Here is a 19,260-nt window from a genome sequence, read left to right on the forward strand (position 1 = left end):
GCGATGATGAACCTTGCCGAATATCGTCGCACCGGTGCACGCCTCGCGGATTACTTGCCCTGGGCAGCTTTGGTCGGCGAAGGCGTCGTCCTCAACAAGGATGGCAGCTTCCAGCGCTCGGCCAGGTTTCGCGGCCCCGATCTCGACAGTTCCGTGCCGGCTGAGTTGGTCGGCGTCGCCGGTCGCCTCAACAACGCCTTCCGCCGTCTCGGCTCCGGCTGGAGCATCTTCGTCGAGGCGCAGCGCCACGAGGCCGCTAGCTATCCCAGCAGCACCTTCCCGGACGCCGCCTCGGCGCTGGTCGACGCCGAGCGCAAGGCCGATTTCGAGGAAGCCGGCACGCATTTCGAGTCCGGCTACTTCCTCACCATCGTCTATCTGCCACCGGCCGAGGACTCGGCGCGCGCCGAGACCTGGCTCTACGAGGGCCGCGAGCAGCCCGGGGTGAACCCCTGGGAGATCCTGCGTGGCTTCGTCGATCGCACCGATCGTGTGCTGGCTCTGCTCGACGGCTTCATGCCCGAATGCCGCTGGCTCGATGATGCCGAGACGCTAACTTACCTGCATTCGACGGTCTCGACTAAGCGCCACCGCGTCCGCGTCCCCGAGACCCCAATGTATCTGGACGCGCTGCTGGCCGACCAGCCGCTGGCCGGCGGGCTGGAACCGCGCCTGGGCGAGACGCATCTGCGCGTCCTTACCATCGTCGGTTTCCCTGCAACGACCACACCCGGCATTCTCGACGAGCTCAACCGATTGGCCTTCCCTTATCGGTGGAGCACGCGCGCCATCCTGCTCGACAAGACTGACGCCGCGCGGTTGGTGACGAAAATCCGCCGCCAATGGTTTGCCAAGCGCAAGTCCATTGCAGCCATCGTCAAGGAGGTGCTGACCAACGAGGCCTCGGTCCTGGTCGACACCGACGCCGCCAACAAGGCGGCCGATGCCGACCTCGCGCTTCAGGAACTCGGTGCCGACTATGCCGGCGAAGCCTATGTGACCGCCACCGTGACCGTCTGGGATGCGGACGCGCGGATCGCCGACGAGAAGTTGCGGCTGGTCGAGAAGGTCATTCAGGGCCGCGACTTTACCGGCATGGTGGAGACCATCAACGCGGTCGACGCCTGGCTCGGTACGCTGCCCGGCCATCTCTACGCCAATGTGCGGCAGCCACCGATCAGCACGCTCAATCTCGCCCACATCATCCCCCTGAGTACCGTGTGGGCGGGGCCGGAACGGGACGAGCATTTCCAAGCGCCCCCGCTGCTATATGGCAGAACGGAAGGCTCGACCCCGTTCCGGTTGTCCCTTCATGTCGGCGACGTCGGCCACACGCTGGTGGTCGGTCCAACCGGCGCTGGCAAGTCGGTGCTGCTGGCGCTCCTGGCGTTGCAGTTCCGCCGCTACGAAGGGAACCAGGTCTTCGCCTTCGACTTCGGCGGCTCGATCCGTGTCGCATCGCTTTGCATGGGCGGCGACTGGCACGATCTCGGCGGCGAGCTCACCGACGGAGCGGAGACCTCGGTGGCGCTTCAGCCGCTCGCCGGCATCTTCCACACGCCCGAGCGCGCCTGGGCGGCCGACTGGATCGTCGCCATCCTGACCCGCGAAGGCGTGACCATCACCCCTGAGGTCAAGGAGCACATCTGGACGGCGCTCACCTCGCTCGCCACGGCGCCTGTCGAAGAGCGGACCATCACCGGGCTGACGGTGCTGCTACAGTCCAATGATCTCAAGCGCGCCCTCCAGCCCTATTGCGTGGGCGGACCCTATGGCCGCCTGCTCGACGCCGAAGCGGAAAGTCTCGGCCAGGCGCCGGTTCTGGCGTTCGAGACCGAGGGCCTGCTCGGCACGGGCGCGGCGCCTGCGGCTCTCGCATACCTCTTCCATCGTATCGCCGGACGGCTCAACGGGCAGCCGACGCTCGTTATCGTGGACGAGGGCTGGTTGGCGCTCAGCGATCCCGGGTTTTCCAAACAGCTCGCCGAATGGCTGGTCACGCTACGCAAAAAGAACGCCAGCGTCGTCTTCGCCACCCAATCGCTGGCGCAGCTCGAAAAAAGCACGATCGCGGCGGAGATCATCGACTCATGCCACACCCGCATCTTGCTGCCGAACGACCGCGCGATCGAGCCGCAGATCACCGCCATCTATCGCCGCTTCGGTCTCAACGACCGCCAGATCGAGATCATCGCCAGGGCCACCCCGAAGCGGGACTATTACGCGCAGTCCCGGCGCGGCAATCGGCTGTTCGAGCTGGGTCTTGGCGACGTGGCGCTCGCGCTCTGCGCCGCGTCTGCCAAGTCCGATCACGTCCGGATCAAAGAAGTGCTGGCCGAGCAAGGGCCCGAGCGCTTCCTCGATGCCTGGCTGCGTGCTCACGGCCTCGTCTGGGCGGCTGACCTAATCCCCGACGTCACCAATCTCGCAGCCCCTGCGGCGGCACCAACTCTACCCAACACGGAGGTTTCCCCATGACCCGACTTCGCTCACGCATCCGCGCCGTCCTTCTCGCCACCACCGTGCTCTCGGTGCCATTGGTGTTGTCCCCGATCGTCGTCACACCCGCCCATGCCCTGTTCGGCATCGGACGGATCGTATTCGACCCGTCCAACTATGCCGAGAACGTGCTACAGGCCGCGCGTGCGCTCGAGCAGATCAACAATCAAATCCAGAGCCTTCAGAACGAGGCCCAGATGTTGATCAACCAGGCGCGCAACCTTGCGAGCCTGCCGTACTCCTCGCTCCAGCAAATTCAGCAATCGGTCCAGCGCACCCAGCAGCTTCTGGGGGAGGCCCAGCGCATTGCCTTCAACGTTCAGCAGGTCGATCAGATATTCTCCCAGCAATATTCCAACATGGATCTCACCGCATCGGACCAGCAGCTTGTCGAGTTGGCGCGCGAGCGCTGGGGAAACACCGTGGGCGCCCTGCAGGACGCCATGCGTGTGCAGGCCGGCGTCGTGGGTAACATCGAGACGCAGCGTGCCGAGCTCTCCAATCTGGTCGGCGAAAGCCAGGGGGCGACCGGCGCCCTTCAGGCGGCCCAGGCCGGCAACCAGATCCTCGCCCTTCAGGCGCAGCAACTCGCAGACCTGACGGCGCTGCTGGCGGCCAATGGTCGGGCCGATGCGCTCTCTGCCGCCGAGCAGGCCGCCGCCGCGGAACAGGGACGCGAGCAGCGTCGCCGCTTCCTCGAGCCCGGCCCCGGCTATCAGCCGGGAAACGCCCGGATGTTCCAGGGCGGCAATTGAGCCTTAGGCAGGGATTGATCATGGACGGCAAGATGTTCGCGCGCCTCGCGGCCGTCATCGCCATCGCTGTGGCCGTCACGGCCGCAGCGATCCATCTTGCGCGCGAGGGGAGTTCGACCGCCGCGAGGCCATCGCCAGCCGCCGCCGAAGCGCCGCGCACCGATCAGCTGCGCGAGACGCTCCGGCGCTGCCAGCAGATGGGCGAACCCGCAACGCGCGACCCCCAATGCCTCGCCGCATGGGACGAGAACCGCCGCCGTTTCCTTTCGCCGGCAGCAGGGAACTAGACCATGGAAGGCGCGGGCGTCATCGATCGCTTCCTCGAGGTCTTCACCTCCTACATCGACAGCGGCTTCGGCCTGCTGGGCGGCGAGGTAGCCTTCATCGCCTCGACGCTCATCGTCATCGACATCACGCTCGCCGCCCTGTTCTGGGCTTGGGGCGCCGACGAGGACATCATTGCGCGCCTGGTCAAGAAGACGATCTTCGTCGGCATCTTCGCCTACCTGATCGGCAACTGGAACAGCCTGGCGCAGATCGTCTTCGACAGCTTTGCCGGCCTTGGCCTCATGGCATCGGGCACCGGATTTTCCGTTGCGGACCTGATGCGTCCTGGACGTGTCGCCCAGACGGGATTGGATGCCGGCCGGCCGCTGCTCGAGTCCATTTCCGACCTGATGGGCTACTGGAGCTTCTTCGAGAACTTCATCCAGATCGCATGCCTGCTGTTCGCCTGGGCGCTCGTGCTGCTCGCGTTCTTCATCCTCGCCGTCCAGCTCTTCGTCACGCTCATCGAATTCAAGCTGACCACATTGGCGGGATTCGTGCTGATCCCGTTTGGCCTCTTCAGCCAGTCCGCCTTCATGGCCGAGCGCGTGCTTGGCAACGTCATCTCCTCTGGCATCAAGGTCCTGGTGCTGGCCGTCATCATCGGCATCGGCTCCACCCTGTTCGGCGAGTTCACGTCTGGCTTTGGTGGCCAGGAGCCGTCCATCGACGACGCCATGGCAATCGTGCTGGCAGCTCTCTCGCTCCTCGGTCTCGGCATCTTCGGGCCTGGCATTGCCAACGGCATTGTCTCCGGCGGGCCGCAACTCGGCGCCGGCGCCGCAGTGGGGACCGGCCTCGCCGTCGGTGGGGCCGCGGTCGCCGTGGGTGGCGCCACCATGCTGGCCGCCAGGGGCGGGCGGGCGGCCTTATCGGGGAGTGCCGCTGGCGTTCAGGGCGGCGCCACCTTGGCCGGTGGCGCTTCGACCGCCTACTCTCTTGCCTCTACCGGCGAGACCGGACCGGCGGGTGTCGCCGCGGGACTCGGCGGCGTCGCGCGCGCCGCAGGCGGGGCAGCGGGCTCGCCGCTCAAGCGCGCGGCATCGCGCGTTTCCGAAAGCCTCGGCGCTTCCTTCCACGCCGGAGGCCGAGCGGCCTTCGCAGCGACCGGCGGAGCGTCCTCGATGGGCAGTATCGGCGACGGCACGACGGAGCCACCCATACCACCCACGTCCACCGATGGTGCGCCGGCTTGGGCCCGCCGCATGCGGCATAGCCAGGCAATGAGCCATGGCGTCACCGCCGCCGCTCACGCCGTCCGCTCCGGCGACAGCCACGGCGGCGGCGCTTCCATCAACCTTTCCGAGAGAGACCGCACATGAGATACTTCAAACGAGCCTCCACCCACTACGGCAAAACGCCGGAGCCCGAGACACCATACCAACGCGCCGCCCAGGTCTGGGATGAGCGCATCGGCTCCGCCCGAGTGCAGGCCCGGAACTGGCGGCTCATGGCCTTCGGCTGCCTGATCCTGTCTGCTGGGTTCGCAGGTACCCTGGTCTGGCAGTCGGCGCGCGGCACGGTCGTGCCGTGGGTTGTAGAAGTAGATGGAACCGGGGAGGCCCGTGCGGTCGAACCGGCCGTTGCCGGCTATCGCCCCACCGATCCGCAGATCGCATTCCATCTGGCGCGCTTCGTAGAACAGGTTCGCTCGATCTCCGCCGATCCGATCATCGTGCGCCAGAACTGGCTGCGAGCCTACGAGTTCACCACCGATCGCGGTTCCCTGGCTCTCAACGACTATGCGCGCTCCAACGACCCATTTACGCGCGTAGGCAAGCAGCAGGTCAGCGTCGAGGTATCGAGCGTGATCCGCGCCTCGCCGGATTCGTTCCGCGTCGCCTGGACCGAGCGCCACTACGAAAACGGCCAACTCGCCGGCACCGAGCGCTGGACCGCCATCCTCACCGTGGTGATCCAGCCGCCGCGCGATGCCGAGCGCCTGCGGCGCAATCCACTTGGCGTCTTCATCAATGCCATCAACTGGTCAAAGGAGCTGGGGCAATGACCAGACCGACGATCCGCAAAGCCGATGTTCCGGCTTTCCGCAAATCCGTATCCACGCTCGGCGTGCTCGTGGTGTCCACCGCGACGCTCGCGGCCTGCGCCGGCGCGCCGAAGCCACCGCAGATCAGCTACGATGCCAACGTGCCGCCCTTGCCGGCTGTGGCCATCAGCACGGGCGACGGTCCGCCACGTCCCATTCTTGTGCCGCCCGGTTGGACCCCGGCCAGGGGTGGTGATCCCGCCAGGACTCCGACCGGCCGGGTCGAAAACGCCAACACCGCCGCGCGTGTCGAACCGCGCAAGGAGGGGTATTACAACTCTATCCAGATCTACCCGTGGAGCGAAGGCGCGCTGTATCAGGTGTATGCGGCACCCGGGCAGATCACCAACATCGCGCTGGAGCCCGGCGAGAGTCTGACCGGCGCTGGTCCCATAGCCGCCGGCGACACCGCGCGTTGGATTATCGGCGACACGGAAAGCGGAAGCGGTGCGACCCGTCGCGTCCATGTGCTCGTGAAGCCGTCGCGCACCGACATCACCACCAACTTGGTCATCACCACGGACCGCCGCACTTATCTGATCGAGCTGCGCTCGGGCGAGAAGCCCTACATGCCGGCCGTCGCCTGGGCCTATCCACGAGCCGCATCGCAGCGCACGACCGTTCCCACCGCTCCGATCATTCCGGCTCAGGCGGCACGCAACTACCGCTACGGCCTAACCGGCGACAGGCCGCCCTGGCGGCCAGTCTCGGTCTATGACGACGGCCGGCGCGTGTACCTGGAATTCCCGCGTGGCATCGTTCAGGGCGAGATGCCGCCAATATTCGTCATCGGCCCGAATGGCGAGCCCGAGATCGTCAACAGTCGCATCCACCTGAACATCCTGATCGTCGATCGGCTGTTCGCCGCCGCCGAACTGCGTCTCGGCAGCGGCAAGCGGCAGCAAACCGTCAGGATCGTGCGAACCGACGGAAGGCCTTCGTCATGAGCGAGACGGAAATCGGCAATACGACCGAAGCTTCGCACGCGACATCGGGCACCGCGTCGACCATGCGGCTGCGCACCGACGCGCCGCGTGTCACCCGGATCTCCCGCAGGGTGCTCGCCGGCCTTGGCCTCGTCGCCGGTCTCGGCATAGGTGGCGCCCTGATCTATGCGCTCCAGACCGACAATCGGCAGCAGCAGGGCGATGAATTGTTCACGACCGAGCGGCGCCAGACGGCGGATGGTTTGCAGAGCCTGCCGTCAGACTACAGCGGCATCCCTGAGCTTGGCCCTCCACTTCCCGGAGACCTCGGCGGCCCCATCAAGCGCGCCAGGGAGGAGGGGCGACCGATCCCAGCCGAGGTGATACCCGCACCACAGCCCGATCCGGAGGAACAGAGGCGTCTTGCTGAAATGGAAGCGGCGCGCACGAGCGAAATCTTCTTCCAGACGCGATCCGCGACCGCTACGGGTCTTCCGACCTTCCAGCCGACGCTCGGCGGAACGGCGCCGAACCTCACCGGAGCCGGATCACAGGACAAGCAACTCGCTTTCCTCAATGCCGATGTCGACCGTCGCACCGTCGCGCCCGACCGGGTGACGGCGGCGGCCTCGCCCTATGTGCTTCAGGCGGGGTCTGTCATTCCCGCCGCGCTCATCACCGGAATCCGGTCCGACCTTCCCGGCCAGATCACCGCGCAGGTCACGCAGCACATCTACGACAGCCCGACCGGCAGTCTGCTCATCATTCCTCAAGGGACGAGGATCATTGGCGAATACGACAATGGGGTCGCCTTTGGGCAACGGCGCATCCTGCTGGTCTGGAATCGGCTGATCTTCCCCAATGGGCGATCGATTGTTCTCGAGCGTCTGCCTGGCGCGGACACGGCCGGTTATGCCGGTCTAGAGGACAGCGTGGATTATCATTGGTGGGATCTGATGAAAGCCGCCGGCTTGTCGACCCTGCTCACTGTCGGTGCGGAACTGACCATGAGCGACGAGGATCGGCTCATCCAGGCGATCCGCAGTGGCGCCCAGGACACCATCAATGACGCAGGCCAACAGATCATCCAGAGGCAATTGCAGGTCGCCCCGACGCTGACCATTCGGCCCGGCTTTCCGGTCAGGGTGATCGTCACCCGAGACTTGGTCTTAGAGCCCTACGGAGCTACCCAATGACGAAGCTGAAGCTCGGCGCAATTGCCGACGAGAAGCCGGTTAAGGTGATGCTGGAACTCCCGGCCGGACTGCACCGTGATCTTGTGACCTACGCCGAGGTGCTGTCACGCGAGTCAGGACAACAGGTGGATCACCCTGTTCGGCTTATTGTTCCGATGCTGCAGCGTTTCATCGCAACCGATCGAGGCTTCGCGCGCTCCCGCAAGACTTCGGGTGCGTCGTAGCCTTGCGGCACCTCGCTAAGGTACCCCGCCGAGCGGGCCAGATCCCCGCACGATGTCTAGCAAACCCTTGAGTGCCGGATTCGGATTGGACTCCATCCAGACCGCGTACAACGATACGCTATTCCGGTCAGTAAGCGGAACGAGCACGATGTCAGGGGCTGCACGAGGAAGCGGCCCGACCACGATAGTCGCACCAAACCCCTTGGCTACCATGTTGATGAGATTGCATTGTCCGACTCGTTGCAACTGGATGTTCGGCTCGGCACCCCATTTCGCCATCTGGCGCACGAGATGATCGTCAATGTCAGGCCCCAAGCCGCCGGTGCTAAGGATGAAGCGCTCAAGGCGAAGTTCTTCTAGGTCCAACATACGAGCTCCGGCCGACGGGTGAGACTTCGGAAGTACGGCAATCATGCGCTCATCGCGGAGATGAAGCGATCGAGGCGCTCCATGTCCGCGTGTCTTAGCGACGAACGCCACGTCCACCTTGCGTTGCTGAACCAATGTCCAACTCCCGCTCGTGGTGCTCTCCACGATCTCGACGGAGACACCTCCGAACTCTTTGCGGAACCGCTCGAACAGGTCGGCCAGAAGGATGAAGGGCAGGCTGACGCCGACGGTGAGCTCGCCGTGCTCGCCGCGCTGCATGGCTCCAGCACGCTGCATGGCACGTTCGAGGTGCTCGATGCCTTGGGTGGCCTCTTGGAGGAATCGATCGCCCGCGGAGGTTGGACGTATGCCCGCGTGTCCCCGCTCAAAGAGTTCCGCTCCAAGTCGGTGTTCGAGGCTTCGCACGCCTCGGCTTACCGTGGACTGCTGGACGTTGAGTGCCGCGGCCGCCCTCCGGAAGCTGCCGTTCTCAGCCGAAGCCAAAGCATACTGAAATAAGCGAAGATCGAGTATGCGGTTGGGCATTGTTGCAGCCTCCTGGTTTGCATGCATCCTGATGCCGACCCGCGCCCTGCCCACGCGTTGGCCAAGGTGGCAGAACCTTTTCAGGGGCCAGTCCGGCGGAACAAGCGCCCACTCCTTCCGCAATTCGCGTGGTCGAGGTTGCTGGCGTGTGGACCGCTCTCCACCTGCTACCGACCGCACCTGGTTCTGGCGGTGATCCAGCCACACACGTTTCGTCAGATGACAGCCACGGACGGCTCCCGCGCCCGACGAGCCTCGTAGGTCTTCAGATGGGCGAAAGCCGTTCGCAGGGTCGGAACCGGAATTCCGTCGCTCCGACGCAGCAGGTCGCCGACGATGTGATCAGCTTCAATGCGGGCACCGACCTGAATGTCTCTGAACATCGACGCGGTCAGCGCTGACCCCGGCGTCGTCAATGTCGTCCGGAACCGCTCCATGGCAGCGGGCCGAGGTTCATAACCTTCCCCTTTGGCAATCGCGCAGCATTCCTCCAGTAGCGCGATAGCAACATCTGCAGCACCGGCGCTGACGATGTCCCCGATGGTCGATCGCATCAGACATGTGATCGCCGCACCGGTCGCGATGAACACCCACTTCTCCCACATTTCCTGCAAGATTTGCCTAGTTAGGTTCACAGTGAACCCCGCGCCTGAGAGGGCGGCTGCAATTTTCTCTGTGCTCGGGCTCATCGATCCGCCTTGCGCGCCGAAGGAAACATTTTGTAGTTCTCCAAGATGCTGGATGCGACCAGCTGCGTCGAGCATCGCAGAGATGACGCACTGACCTCCGAGCACGGCCTGGGGATCAAACTTCGCCTCCAGCATGTCGAGATGCCGCATGCCGTTCAACAAGGGGACAATCGCGGTGCCTTCCCTCACCGCCGGGGCAAATGACTGGATTGCGTCTTCGAGATCGTAAGCTTTGCAACTCAACAACACGAGATCGAAGCGCACCTTGAGCGCCTCAGCGATTACGATCGGCGGGTTCGGAAGTTCAAGGTCTCCGGTCGGGCTTTTGATGACAAGGCCCATCTCCCTCAGTTGTCGCATCCGGCCCGGTCGCACCAGAAACGTCACATCGCGCCCGGCCGCTAGGAGTCTACCGCCGAAGTATCCGCCGATACCGCCGGCACCCACCACGAGAATGCGCATAGTCAATCTCTCCCCCGACAATGACCCCGATCAATTGCGTCCTGGAGCCTAGTCGGCGATGACTCCCACCACTTGTCGATCTGCCCAGCACGCGGAACTGCCAGCGCACGGCGACACTCAAGATTGAGGCCTACCCGAGGTAGCGTTGGACCGCCGTCTCGTCCCACTCGATTCCTGTACCAGGGACGTCGGGAATATGCAGGAACCCGTCCTTGACCTGATATGGCGCCTGAAGAAGCGGATTGTGCCAGTCGTTCCACTCCAGCCAATGGGCCGTCTCCGTAATGCGCATCATATGGGCTGACACCTCGGGATAAACGTGAGTTGAGACCGGTACTCCTGCTGCGCCGGCAATAGCCGCCGCTCGCAGCCAGCCCGTTACCCCGCCGATGCGCTTTGCATCAAGCATGATAAGGTCACACGCTTTCTTTTGGAGCGCCTTGTGAACCTCGCGCGGCCCGTAAAAATTCTCGCCCATTTGCAAGGGAGTTTTCAAGTCTGCCGCAAGATGTGCATAGCCATCCAGATTGTCATAGAGTATTGGCTCCTCAATCCAGGCAAGTCCGTGATTGTCGATCATTCGGCACCTCTGTAGGGCTTCCGCCAGGTTCAGGCCTTGGTTGAAATCGGCCATCAGGTGCACTTGGTCGCCGACCGCTCCACGCACCGCGTCAAGCGCCGAGAGGTCATCGGAGGCGCGTTCACGGCCCAATCTTATCTTGAGGCCTGTAAACCCACCCTCGTTTATCAATTCCACCGCTTCCTTTGCAGCGGCGCTAGGCTCCTGGAGCCATAGCCCGTTGGTATTGTACGCCTTGACAGGCCCCACGGACCCACCAAGCATCACGCATAAAGGAAGGTCGGCTGCTTTAGCGAAAGCATCCCACGCCGCCATGTCGAGCCCAGATACGGCAATCATGGACACGCCTTCATAGCCGACGAAGTGAAGTGATTTCCTTGCTGCATCGAAAAGGTCGACAGGTGAAACGGACCGACCTTTCAGCATAGTCCCCAGATCCTTGAGCACCGGCACGATGTAGCGCATTGAGCTTATGGTGTAGGGTTGCAGGTAGCTGCGCCCGACGATGCCTTCCTCTGTCAGGAGATCGACTAGGATAATAGGCCACTCGTGAATCGCGCCTATTCTAGCGATTATAGGTCTCTTTAGCTGGATGACGATTGGTCTAGCAGAAATTGCTCTCACGGTCAGCTTATTTTTCGACATTGTTCCACCGTATGATAGTTAGTTCCTAATTGGGTTTCTGGCGCGGAAATCGTGTAGCTTCCCGACGTTCTTGTCCAAATCGCCAAGAGCTCCGATCCGCAACTGCGGATCGGAGCTCTTTCCTGGGAGGATTCAGGACTCTCAGAGCCTGCCGGCGCGCTGCTGATGCATCATGTAAGTGTCGAAACTATACTCGGCGATTTGAAGATTGAGATAGTACTCGCCTCGGAAAGCCTTGAGCGAACCCCACAATTTTGCAAATTCGGGGTTTACCGCACTTTCTTCAGCATAGACTTTATGGGACTCCACAAAGCAGACGTCGAGAATCTCCCGACTGAAGGGGCTGAGCTTGGCGCCCTTGGCCACCAAGCTCTTTATGGCAGAAGCGTTCAGGTAGTCATACTTCTGCAGCATGTCTGCATCGGCGGCCTGGCAGGCGGTTCGCAGCAGAGACTGGTAATTCTTCGGCAGACTGTCGAAAGCCGCCTTGTTAAACATGGCATGAATGGTCGGTCCACCTTCCCACCAGCCTGGATAGTAGTAATACGGTGCGACCTTGTACATGCCGAGCTTCTCGTCATCATAGGGTCCGATGAACTCCGCCGCGTCAATCGTACCTCTTTCCAGCGCCGGATAAACGTCAGCGCCAGCAAGCTGCTGCGGCACAACCCCCAGGCGCGCGACGATCTTGCCGGCGAAGCCGCCGATGCGCATCTTGAGGCCCTTGAGATCATCGATTGTCTTGATTTCCTTTCGAAACCAGCCGCCCATCTGGGTGCCGGAATTACCTGCGGGGAAGCCCACGAGATTCTGTGTAGCAAGGAACTCGTTGTAAAGCTCATTGCCGCCTCCCTGGTGAAGCCAGGCGTTGTGACCGCGGGCGTTGAGCGCGAACGGAACTGCGCATCCAACCGCCCAGGCTGCGTTCTTGCTCCAGTTAAAAAAGCCCAGGGTATGGCAGGCTTCGACGGTCCCCGCCGCGGTGGCGTCTGCGGCTTGCAAGGAAGGAACGATTTCGCCGCCGGCAAAGACCTGAATAGCAAAGTTGCCGTCTGTCGCCTCGGACACGTATCTGGACAATACCTCAGCAGTCCCAAAGATTGCAGGTAGCGACTTGGGCAAGGCCGACGTGAGGCGCCAGCTTACCTTGGGATTAGCCCGGGCGATTGCGGGCACCGCCAGCGCGGCAGCCGCGGCCGCGCCGCCCATCCCGGCGCGTGCAATAAATGATCTGCGATCCATATTCTCCTCCTCCGTTGATGCGGCGGCGTGTGCTGCGTCCGATCTCCGCAAACTCGGGTGAGCATTGCACGTACGCACCACCTCAGTCCAGCACATATATCTTTTTTTCAGGAAATATTCTTTTTCCGAATCTGCGAGGTAATTTTCTGAGGGCCATTACCATCGAAAAAGCCGACAATCCTGCCGGATTCTTTATAGGTCGATCGCGACATGGCTACCCGCGTCCGCAAAAAATCTTTCTTTTTCCCCAGATCGGCTTGAAACAGAGATGCAAATGCGCGAAGAGGGGACATCTTAGAGGGAGGATTTCATGCGCGCTTTGATCGGCCTAAGCCGACTCTTGGACGTCTTGACGGAAAGCATAGGAAAGTCCGTCGCCTGGCTCATTCTCGTCGCGGTCGTTGTTAGCGCGGGAAACGCGGTTATGCGAAAGGCATTCAACCTGTCGTCCAACGCTTGGCTGGAATTGCAATGGTATCTTTTTGGCGCCGCCTTCCTCCTGGCGGCCGCCTACACGCTCCGGCAGAACGAGCATATTCGAATCGACATCGTGTACGGTCAGTTTTCTCGGCGTAAGCAGCACTGGATCGACCTATTCGGGCACGTGTTCTTCCTGATGCCATTCACGCTACTGATGGTCTATTTTTTCGTGCCATATTTCTTGCATTCTTGGCGAAGCGGAGAGATGTCCTCAAGCGCCGGGGGGCTCGTCATATGGCCGGCAAAGCTGCTGCTGTTGCTAGGCTTCTTCCTGCTGGCGCTACAGGGCGTATCTGAGATCATCAAGAAGATCGCGATTATGCGCGGGGACATGGAGGATCCCAATCCCTTCATTTCAGCGCATCAGGCCGCCGAGGAAGAAGGCAAGGCCTTGGTAGAGGAGCTGCGGTCGTGATGGAATTCATTGCTGTGAACATGGCTCCAATCATGTTCGCCTTTCTCGTCATCTTCCTGCTTCTGGGCTATCCGGTCGCCTTTGCGCTAGCCGCCAATGGGTTGATGTTCTTCGTCGTTGGCGTGGAACTGGCGCCGTTGTCGAACGGTACGATCACCCTCTCCTGGCCTCTGCTCTACGCACTGCCGGAGCGCATTTTCGGCGGCGTTATGGCCAATGAAACCCTGCTCGCAATTCCGTTCTTTACGTTCATGGGCATCGTGCTCGAACGCTCGGGCATGGCAGAGGATCTGCTCGACACCATTGGCCAGCTGTTCGGTCCGATCCGCGGCGGTCTCGCTTATGCGGTTATTCTGGTTGGAGCGCTGCTTGCCGCAACGACTGGTGTCGTCGCCGCGTCCGTGATCGCTATGGGCCTCATATCGCTGCCGATCATGCTTCGCTATGGTTATGATCGGAGGATCGCATCGGGCACCATCGCAGCTACAGGTACACTGGCGCAGATCATTCCTCCATCAATAGTACTGATTGTTCTGGCCGATCAGCTTGGCCGTTCGGTGGGCGATATGTATACCGGTGCGCTCATTCCGGGCCTGATGCTCACCGGCCTCTACATGCTCTACATCTTTGTGATGTCGATCATCCGTCCGAATTCGATGCCGGCGCTGCCGCTCGAGGCACGCACTTTGGGGCACGGTGTGACGTCATTGTTCGTCGCGCTCGCCGCAGTCTTCGCCATAGGCTATCTAGCCCACGTTGTGCTGTATCCGACTCAAGGCAACAATGCCGACTTGCTCGGGGCGACCATCGGCGTCATCTTCATCTATATCGTCGCGATTATCGACAAGGCCTTCGGCTTCAACAGGATGTCGCGCTTGGCCCAGCAGGTCATCATCGTTCTAATTCCACCGCTTGCGCTGGTCTTCCTGGTCCTAGGCACAATCTTTCTGGGCGTTGCGACACCGACAGAAGGTGGCGCGATGGGCGCGGTAGGAGCGCTGATCATGGCGGCCGCCAAGCACCGTCTCAACCTGCAAGTCATGCAGCAGGCGCTTGCCTCGACCACGCGCCTGTCGGCCTTCGTGATGTTCATCCTGATCGGTGCGCGTGTCTTCTCCCTAACCTTCTACGGAGTGAACGGACATCTTTGGGTTGAGCATCTGTTGACCTCCCTGCCGGGTGGTGAACTGGGGTTCCTGATAGCGGTCAACATCCTGGTTTTCGTGCTGGCCTTCTTCCTCGATTTCTTTGAGCTGGCCTTCATCATCGTGCCGCTGCTCGCGCCTGCAGCCGACAAGCTTGGCATCGATTTGATCTGGTTCGGCGTGCTGTTGGGCGTCAACATGCAGACAAGCTTCATGCACCCACCGTTCGGCTTCGCGTTGTTCTTCCTGCGCTCCGTCGCAGCACGCGTGCCCTACATCGACCGGATAACGGGCAAGAATATCGCGCCGGTGACAACGGGTCAGATCTACTGGGGCGCGGTGCCCTACGTATGCATTCAGCTCTTGATGGTCGGCTTGGTCATCGCGTTCCCACAGATGGTCATGCACTACAAAAGCTCAGGCACAGTCGTCGATCCGAAGACGATCAAGATCGAAGTGCCGGATTTTGGCGGCGACGGCACACAGGATGGCCTTGGCGGGCTGCCAACCTTCAAGTAGCTGGAGGTAGGATGAAACCACGCATTGATCTTCGACCTGCTACGGGCTGATATGAGATAGCCGAGCGCAGAAGGCCGCAGGTCAAAATGAACCCACAGCATACGCGCGCCTTCGCCAAAGCTGCCGACCCGCTCTCCAGGACTACCCGGATCAACGCACCCATGCTTCGAGGAATTGCATGTGCTCGGCTTTCCCTGACTCTCCGGCAACTCACGCAATCCCCTGCTCGCTGATCTGCTGAGCGGCGACAGAAAGTTACATGATGCCGGTACAGGGGCGAACAGCGTCATTCTTCGACTGAAGGGCGCCAGGTATTTTCGCGTTCACGGCGTCGCGATCAACAGGGATACGCTGCCTTTCGCCGATGTCGTCCTGAAACGCGAGATCGCCGAGAGCTAGTTCCATCAGGATTGAGATTGCGCGGTCTTACCGGCTCTGTGACTGCGCCTATCCTACGATAGACGAAGCTTGCCACCTTCCTCTCATTTCCCGTCGAGGTGGCCGCGGCGATGAAATTCGCCATGCGGGCATGGATCGGCGATTTCACGCAGGCCGGGTCGGTGGCGGCCGGATCGCCGGTGATCGCCATCGCCTGGCAGCGGCAGCCGCCCCAGTCGATCTCGCGCCGTTCGCAACCGCGGCACGGCTCCTGCATCCAATCGGTTCCGCGGAAGGCGTTGAACGCCGGCGAATCGGCCCAGATTTCGGCGAGCGTGCGCTCCCCGAAACGCTCGAATCTGAGCGACCGGATCGTCTGCGCGGCGTGGCAGGGCAACACCATGCCGTCGGGCGCCACCATGAAGGCGTCGCGCGCCCAGCCGCCCATGCAGGGTTTCGGATAGATCGCGAAATAGTCCGGCGTGACAAAGTCGATGTTCATGATGCCGGTCAGCCGCTCGCGCGCCCGTTCGACGATTTCGGCCTGGCGGTCGACCGCGGCACGCTCGGGCATCAGCGCATCGCGGTTGGTCAGCGCCCAGCCTGAATACTGGACGTTCGCGATCTCGAGCCGCTCCGCGCCGAGCGACAAAGCGAGTTCGATGAATTCCGGTACTTCCTCGATATTGTGGCGGTGGATCGGCGCATTGATGGTGAGCGGCAGGCCGGCTGCGCGGGCGCGCTGCGCCGTCTCCAGCTTTTTCTCATGGCTGCCCCGATGGTTGCCGATACGCTCGGTGGTCTCCGGCCGGGCTCCCTGGAAGCTCAGTTGTAAATGGTCTAGCCCCGCGTCGGTGAGCGCGTCGATCCGGCCTTCGGCGATGCCGACACCGGCTGTGATCAAATTGGTATAGACGCCGCGCGCCGAAAGCCCGGCGATCAGTTGCTCGAGATCCCGGCGCAGGGTCGGTTCGCCACCCGAGAGATGCACTTGGAGTACGCCAAGATCAGCAGCCTCGTCGAACAGATCGAGCCACACCTGCGTGTCCATCTCGCGGTTCGCCTTCAAGAGCTCCGTCGGATTGGAGCAATAGGGGCATTGCAGCGGACATCGATGTGTCAGTTCCGCCAGCATTCCGATCGGAGGGAGAAGCGGCTCGCTCATAGCTTCACCACCAGTTTGTCCGCCCATTCCTGCAGGAAGGCGGTGACATCGGAGGCGATTTCGTCCTCCGCGGCGCCATATTCCACCGCAAGATCGGCGATGAGGTGGCCGACATCGGATTGTCCGTCGCAGCGGCGCAGAATGTCGAGACTGATCTCGTTGGGCCAGAACACCTTTTCTGGCGACAGCACCGCGTATGCCTGCCGTTCCGGATCGAACTGGATGCGCACATGTTTCGGCAGCGACGGCGTCGACTGCAGCGAAACGATTGCCCTTTGCCGTTCCGCGATCATGATGCCTGCTCGGGTCGGAAAGCGCCGGGCGGGATGTTACCAGTCTGATAGGCATGCTGGAGCGCATTGAGCATCGCCCACAGAATATCGCATTTCAGCACCAGCGCGTCGATCACTGCCTGCTGGCGCTCCGGCGTGTTGCCATGGCGGAGCACATAGTCGAGGGCGAAATCGGAATCGCGTGAAGCCTGCTCCGGCCGCCGGCTGAAGTAGGCGAGCGTGTCCTCGGTGACGTAGTCGTATTTGGCCAGCATCGCCGGCACGCGTTCGCCGATGATGATCGGCGAGAACAGCTCGGTCAGCGAGGAGGCGACGGCCTCGAGCAGTGTCGCGTTGGCGCAGAAGGAGAAATAGGCGCCGACGGCGAAGCGCGTCGCGGGCAGCGCCAGTCTTTCGCTTTTCACCGCTGCGGCGTCGAGGCCGAGCGAGGTGGTGAGATGCAGCCAGCGCGCTATGCCGCCGCTCCAGCCGTCATCGCCGTCATGGTCCTCGATGCGCTTGCGCCAGGCGGCGCGGAAGACCGGATCGGTGGCGCGGGCGAGGATCATGGCGTCCTTGCGCGGGATCACTGCCTGGTAGCAGTAGCGGTTCAGCGCCCATGCCTGCAACTCGCCCTTGGACATGCCGCCGCCGACCATGCGGTGATGATAGGGGTGGCGATTGTGATAGCGCTCGGCGCCGACCTGCCGCAGCACGGCTTCAAGCTCCGCCGTCGACAGGCCGTTCTTGGCGGCATCCTGGAAATCGCTCACAATTCTATGTCCATGCCGTCGTGCGCGACTTCCCAGCCAGCTTGTCTGACAACCGCGTGCTCGGCCGAGCTTTCATCGAGAATGGGGTTGGTGTTGTTGATATGGACGAAGATGCGGCGGCCGATCTTCACCTTGGCGAGGCTTGCGATCGAGCCGGCCTCGCCGGACATCGCCAGATGCCCCATGCGTGCGCCGGTCTTCCGGCCGACGCCGGCCGCGATCATTTCGTCGTCGGTATAGACCGTGCCGTCGAACAGCACGCAAGCCGCGCCGGCAAGCCGCTCCCGCAGCGCCGCGTCGATCCTAGCGCAGCCGGGGATATAGAATGCCGAGCGGCCGCTGCAGGCGGCAACGCGCACCGCGATGGTGTCGCCTTCTTCGGAGCCGTAATCGGCCTCCGGCCTGCCGGCATCCTCCAGATAAAGCGCCACCTTGCCGGGCACGGCGAAACTTTCGATCCTCACACCTGTTCCCTGCCCGCCGGCGTCGCATAGCTCGAGTTCGCCCCCCGCAGGCAGCGTACGTCGCGGCACGACCGCCCGTTCGAGCACATTGAAGATTGGGTTTGCATCGAGCGCGGCGAGAACCCGCGCCGAGGCGTATATGGCGAAGGGCTGGCGCTCGCGCAGGCTGAGTAGCCCTGCGACATGATCGACATCGGCGTTGGTGAGCACGACGGCGCGGATCGGCGTCGAGCGCAACGGCGCGTCGGGTGCAGGCTGCAGTTCGGGCGTCTGTGCGATCTGCTGGCGGATATCGGGCGAGGCATTGAAAAGAACCCAGCCGACGCCGTCGGCCGATGCAGCAAGGCTCGATTGAGTCCGCTGGCGCAGGCCGCCAGTTCCGGCGCGGGCGGCACGGCTCAGTCGGCAATTGCAGTCCCATTGGGGAAAACCGCCGCCGGCCGCCGATCCGACGATTTTCAAACGCATCGCCACAGTCCGAATTTTGAAATCAATGCACCGTCGGAGAGCGTAGCAGCTGTTACGCTGCCGCAACCCGATACGTCACGTCCAAGTCCAAAGAATACGGCGCGCGCCGCCGTTGCCAGCGACGCGCGCCGACGCGGCCTACTTCTTGGGAGTAATTTCAGCAGGCAGGTACCGCGAGATTTCAAAGCCGGCTGCAACCTCGCACATGGTCGGCTTCGTCCAGATATTCTTCATTTCGTTCCTCCTTTTGCACCGGCCCGGCATGGGCCGATCTTGTCGATATCCGCGGCTGCTGGGCACTGTTATAGAGCGGGTCGTCATAGCTCCTGAAATGGCACAAATGAAAAAGCCACTGATCAGAGCAGTATGAGGCAGTGAGTCCGCTGCGAGCAGCGGCAGCACTGAGTTCCGCTTGGATGCCTCACGTGAGTCAATCTCATCCGCTCGTGAAAAGGCTTAGGCAGCCTGGTGCTGACGGCTGATGAGGCCAAGATTCGTTTTGCCCGTCTCGCCAATGTTGGCAGTCGGGTGCTCCCTGAGCACCACGTTAATATGATCGCAGGACGAGCCAATCGCCTTGTTGGTGACTTCGATCATTCGACGGACGATCTCGGTCTTTTGCTCGTTGGAAAGGCCTTGCTCGATATCGCACTGGATGAAAGGCATGTCTAAAG

Annotated in this window: 18 protein-coding genes and 1 pseudogene; 10 read left to right on the forward strand and 9 right to left on the reverse strand. The window is 62.2% G+C overall.

Features of this window, described 5'->3' with window-relative positions:
* The first annotated feature begins 3 nt into the window (after positions 1-3).
* From trbE to DZG07_RS19660, 8 genes are read left to right on the forward strand one after another with little or no spacing between them, the layout of a single operon-like run.
* On the forward strand, positions 4-2,478 hold the full coding sequence (gene trbE, locus DZG07_RS19625; protein WP_119819932.1) for a conjugal transfer protein TrbE: 2,475 nt from the start codon (positions 4-6) through the stop codon (positions 2,476-2,478).
* Entirely contained in the window at positions 2,475-3,254 is a 780-nt protein-coding gene (trbJ, locus tag DZG07_RS19630; RefSeq protein WP_119819935.1) for a P-type conjugative transfer protein TrbJ, read from the forward strand. Before trbE ends, trbJ begins: the two co-directional genes overlap by 4 nt.
* A gap of 20 nt (positions 3,255-3,274) precedes the next feature.
* Positions 3,275-3,541 (forward strand): putative entry exclusion protein TrbK-alt, encoded by a 267-nt coding sequence (gene trbK-alt, locus DZG07_RS19635; protein WP_119819938.1) that lies wholly within the window; start codon positions 3,275-3,277, stop codon positions 3,539-3,541.
* 3 nt (positions 3,542-3,544) lie between these two features.
* Entirely contained in the window at positions 3,545-4,903 is a 1,359-nt protein-coding gene (gene trbL / locus DZG07_RS19640) for a P-type conjugative transfer protein TrbL (protein WP_119819940.1), read from the forward strand.
* Positions 4,900-5,589 carry a conjugal transfer protein TrbF gene (trbF, locus tag DZG07_RS19645; protein ID WP_119819943.1) on the forward strand — a complete coding sequence of 230 codons (690 nt, stop codon included), beginning with the start codon at positions 4,900-4,902 and terminating at the stop codon, positions 5,587-5,589. Before trbL ends, trbF begins: the two co-directional genes overlap by 4 nt.
* Positions 5,586-6,575, forward strand: a complete 990-nt coding sequence (gene trbG / locus DZG07_RS19650) for a P-type conjugative transfer protein TrbG (protein ID WP_119819946.1) — start codon at positions 5,586-5,588, stop codon at positions 6,573-6,575. The genes trbF and trbG overlap by 4 nt, the downstream gene beginning before the upstream one ends.
* Positions 6,572-7,750, forward strand: coding sequence for a TrbI/VirB10 family protein (locus DZG07_RS19655; RefSeq protein WP_119819949.1), 1,179 nt, complete (start codon positions 6,572-6,574; stop codon positions 7,748-7,750). The genes trbG and DZG07_RS19655 overlap by 4 nt, the downstream gene beginning before the upstream one ends.
* Positions 7,747-7,974, forward strand: coding sequence for a DUF2274 domain-containing protein (locus DZG07_RS19660; protein ID WP_119819952.1), 228 nt, complete (start codon positions 7,747-7,749; stop codon positions 7,972-7,974). The genes DZG07_RS19655 and DZG07_RS19660 overlap by 4 nt, the downstream gene beginning before the upstream one ends.
* Positions 7,975-7,989: 15 nt before the next feature.
* Here the strand turns inward: DZG07_RS19660 and DZG07_RS19665 are convergent, their stop codons facing one another.
* From DZG07_RS19665 to DZG07_RS19680, 4 genes are all read right to left on the reverse strand, one after another.
* Positions 7,990-8,889 carry a LysR family transcriptional regulator gene (locus tag DZG07_RS19665; RefSeq protein ID WP_162931664.1) on the reverse strand — a complete coding sequence of 300 codons (900 nt, stop codon included), beginning with the start codon at positions 8,887-8,889 and terminating at the stop codon, positions 7,990-7,992.
* Positions 8,890-9,104: 215 nt separating this feature from the next.
* On the reverse strand, positions 9,105-10,040 hold the full coding sequence (gene panE / locus DZG07_RS19670) for a 2-dehydropantoate 2-reductase (protein ID WP_119819958.1): 936 nt from the start codon (positions 10,038-10,040) through the stop codon (positions 9,105-9,107).
* 130 nt (positions 10,041-10,170) lie between these two features.
* Positions 10,171-11,265 carry an enolase C-terminal domain-like protein gene (locus tag DZG07_RS19675; RefSeq protein WP_119819961.1) on the reverse strand — a complete coding sequence of 365 codons (1,095 nt, stop codon included), beginning with the start codon at positions 11,263-11,265 and terminating at the stop codon, positions 10,171-10,173.
* Between the two features lie 141 nt (positions 11,266-11,406).
* A complete protein-coding gene (locus tag DZG07_RS19680; RefSeq protein ID WP_119821905.1) occupies positions 11,407-12,507 on the reverse strand; it encodes a TRAP transporter substrate-binding protein in 1,101 nt (366 codons plus the stop codon).
* Positions 12,508-12,817: 310 nt separating this feature from the next.
* Between DZG07_RS19680 and DZG07_RS19685 the strand changes: the two genes are divergently transcribed.
* Both DZG07_RS19685 and DZG07_RS19690 read left to right on the forward strand, forming a co-directional pair.
* Complete coding sequence (locus DZG07_RS19685) at positions 12,818-13,402, forward strand: TRAP transporter small permease subunit (protein ID WP_119819964.1); 585 nt, start codon at positions 12,818-12,820, stop codon at positions 13,400-13,402.
* A pseudogene (locus DZG07_RS19690) lies at positions 13,399-15,116 on the forward strand (TRAP transporter large permease subunit). The gene DZG07_RS19685 and the pseudogene DZG07_RS19690 overlap by 4 nt, the downstream one beginning before the upstream one ends.
* Before the next feature lie 287 nt (positions 15,117-15,403).
* Here DZG07_RS19690 and pqqE read toward each other — a convergent pair.
* The 5 genes from pqqE to DZG07_RS19720 all read right to left on the reverse strand — a co-directional run bounded on the left by pqqE (position 15,404) and on the right by DZG07_RS19720 (position 19,252).
* Positions 15,404-16,609: a pyrroloquinoline quinone biosynthesis protein PqqE gene (gene pqqE, locus DZG07_RS19695; protein ID WP_119819969.1), complete on the reverse strand. Its 1,206-nt coding sequence runs from the start codon at positions 16,607-16,609 to the stop codon at positions 15,404-15,406.
* Positions 16,606-16,902, reverse strand: a complete 297-nt coding sequence (pqqD, locus tag DZG07_RS19700) for a pyrroloquinoline quinone biosynthesis peptide chaperone PqqD (protein ID WP_119819972.1) — start codon at positions 16,900-16,902, stop codon at positions 16,606-16,608. The genes pqqE and pqqD overlap by 4 nt, the downstream gene beginning before the upstream one ends.
* Positions 16,899-17,654: a pyrroloquinoline-quinone synthase PqqC gene (pqqC, locus tag DZG07_RS19705; RefSeq protein WP_119819975.1), complete on the reverse strand. Its 756-nt coding sequence runs from the start codon at positions 17,652-17,654 to the stop codon at positions 16,899-16,901. The genes pqqD and pqqC overlap by 4 nt, the downstream gene beginning before the upstream one ends.
* Entirely contained in the window at positions 17,651-18,586 is a 936-nt protein-coding gene (pqqB, locus tag DZG07_RS19710; RefSeq protein WP_119819978.1) for a pyrroloquinoline quinone biosynthesis protein PqqB, read from the reverse strand. Before pqqB ends, pqqC begins: the two co-directional genes overlap by 4 nt.
* Before the next feature lie 456 nt (positions 18,587-19,042).
* Positions 19,043-19,252, reverse strand: a complete 210-nt coding sequence (locus tag DZG07_RS19720) for a tautomerase family protein (protein ID WP_162931665.1) — start codon at positions 19,250-19,252, stop codon at positions 19,043-19,045.
* Positions 19,253-19,260 lie beyond the last annotated feature (8 nt).

The organism is Mesorhizobium sp. DCY119 (assembly GCF_003590645.1).
Lineage (GTDB): Bacteria > Pseudomonadota > Alphaproteobacteria > Rhizobiales > Rhizobiaceae > Mesorhizobium_M.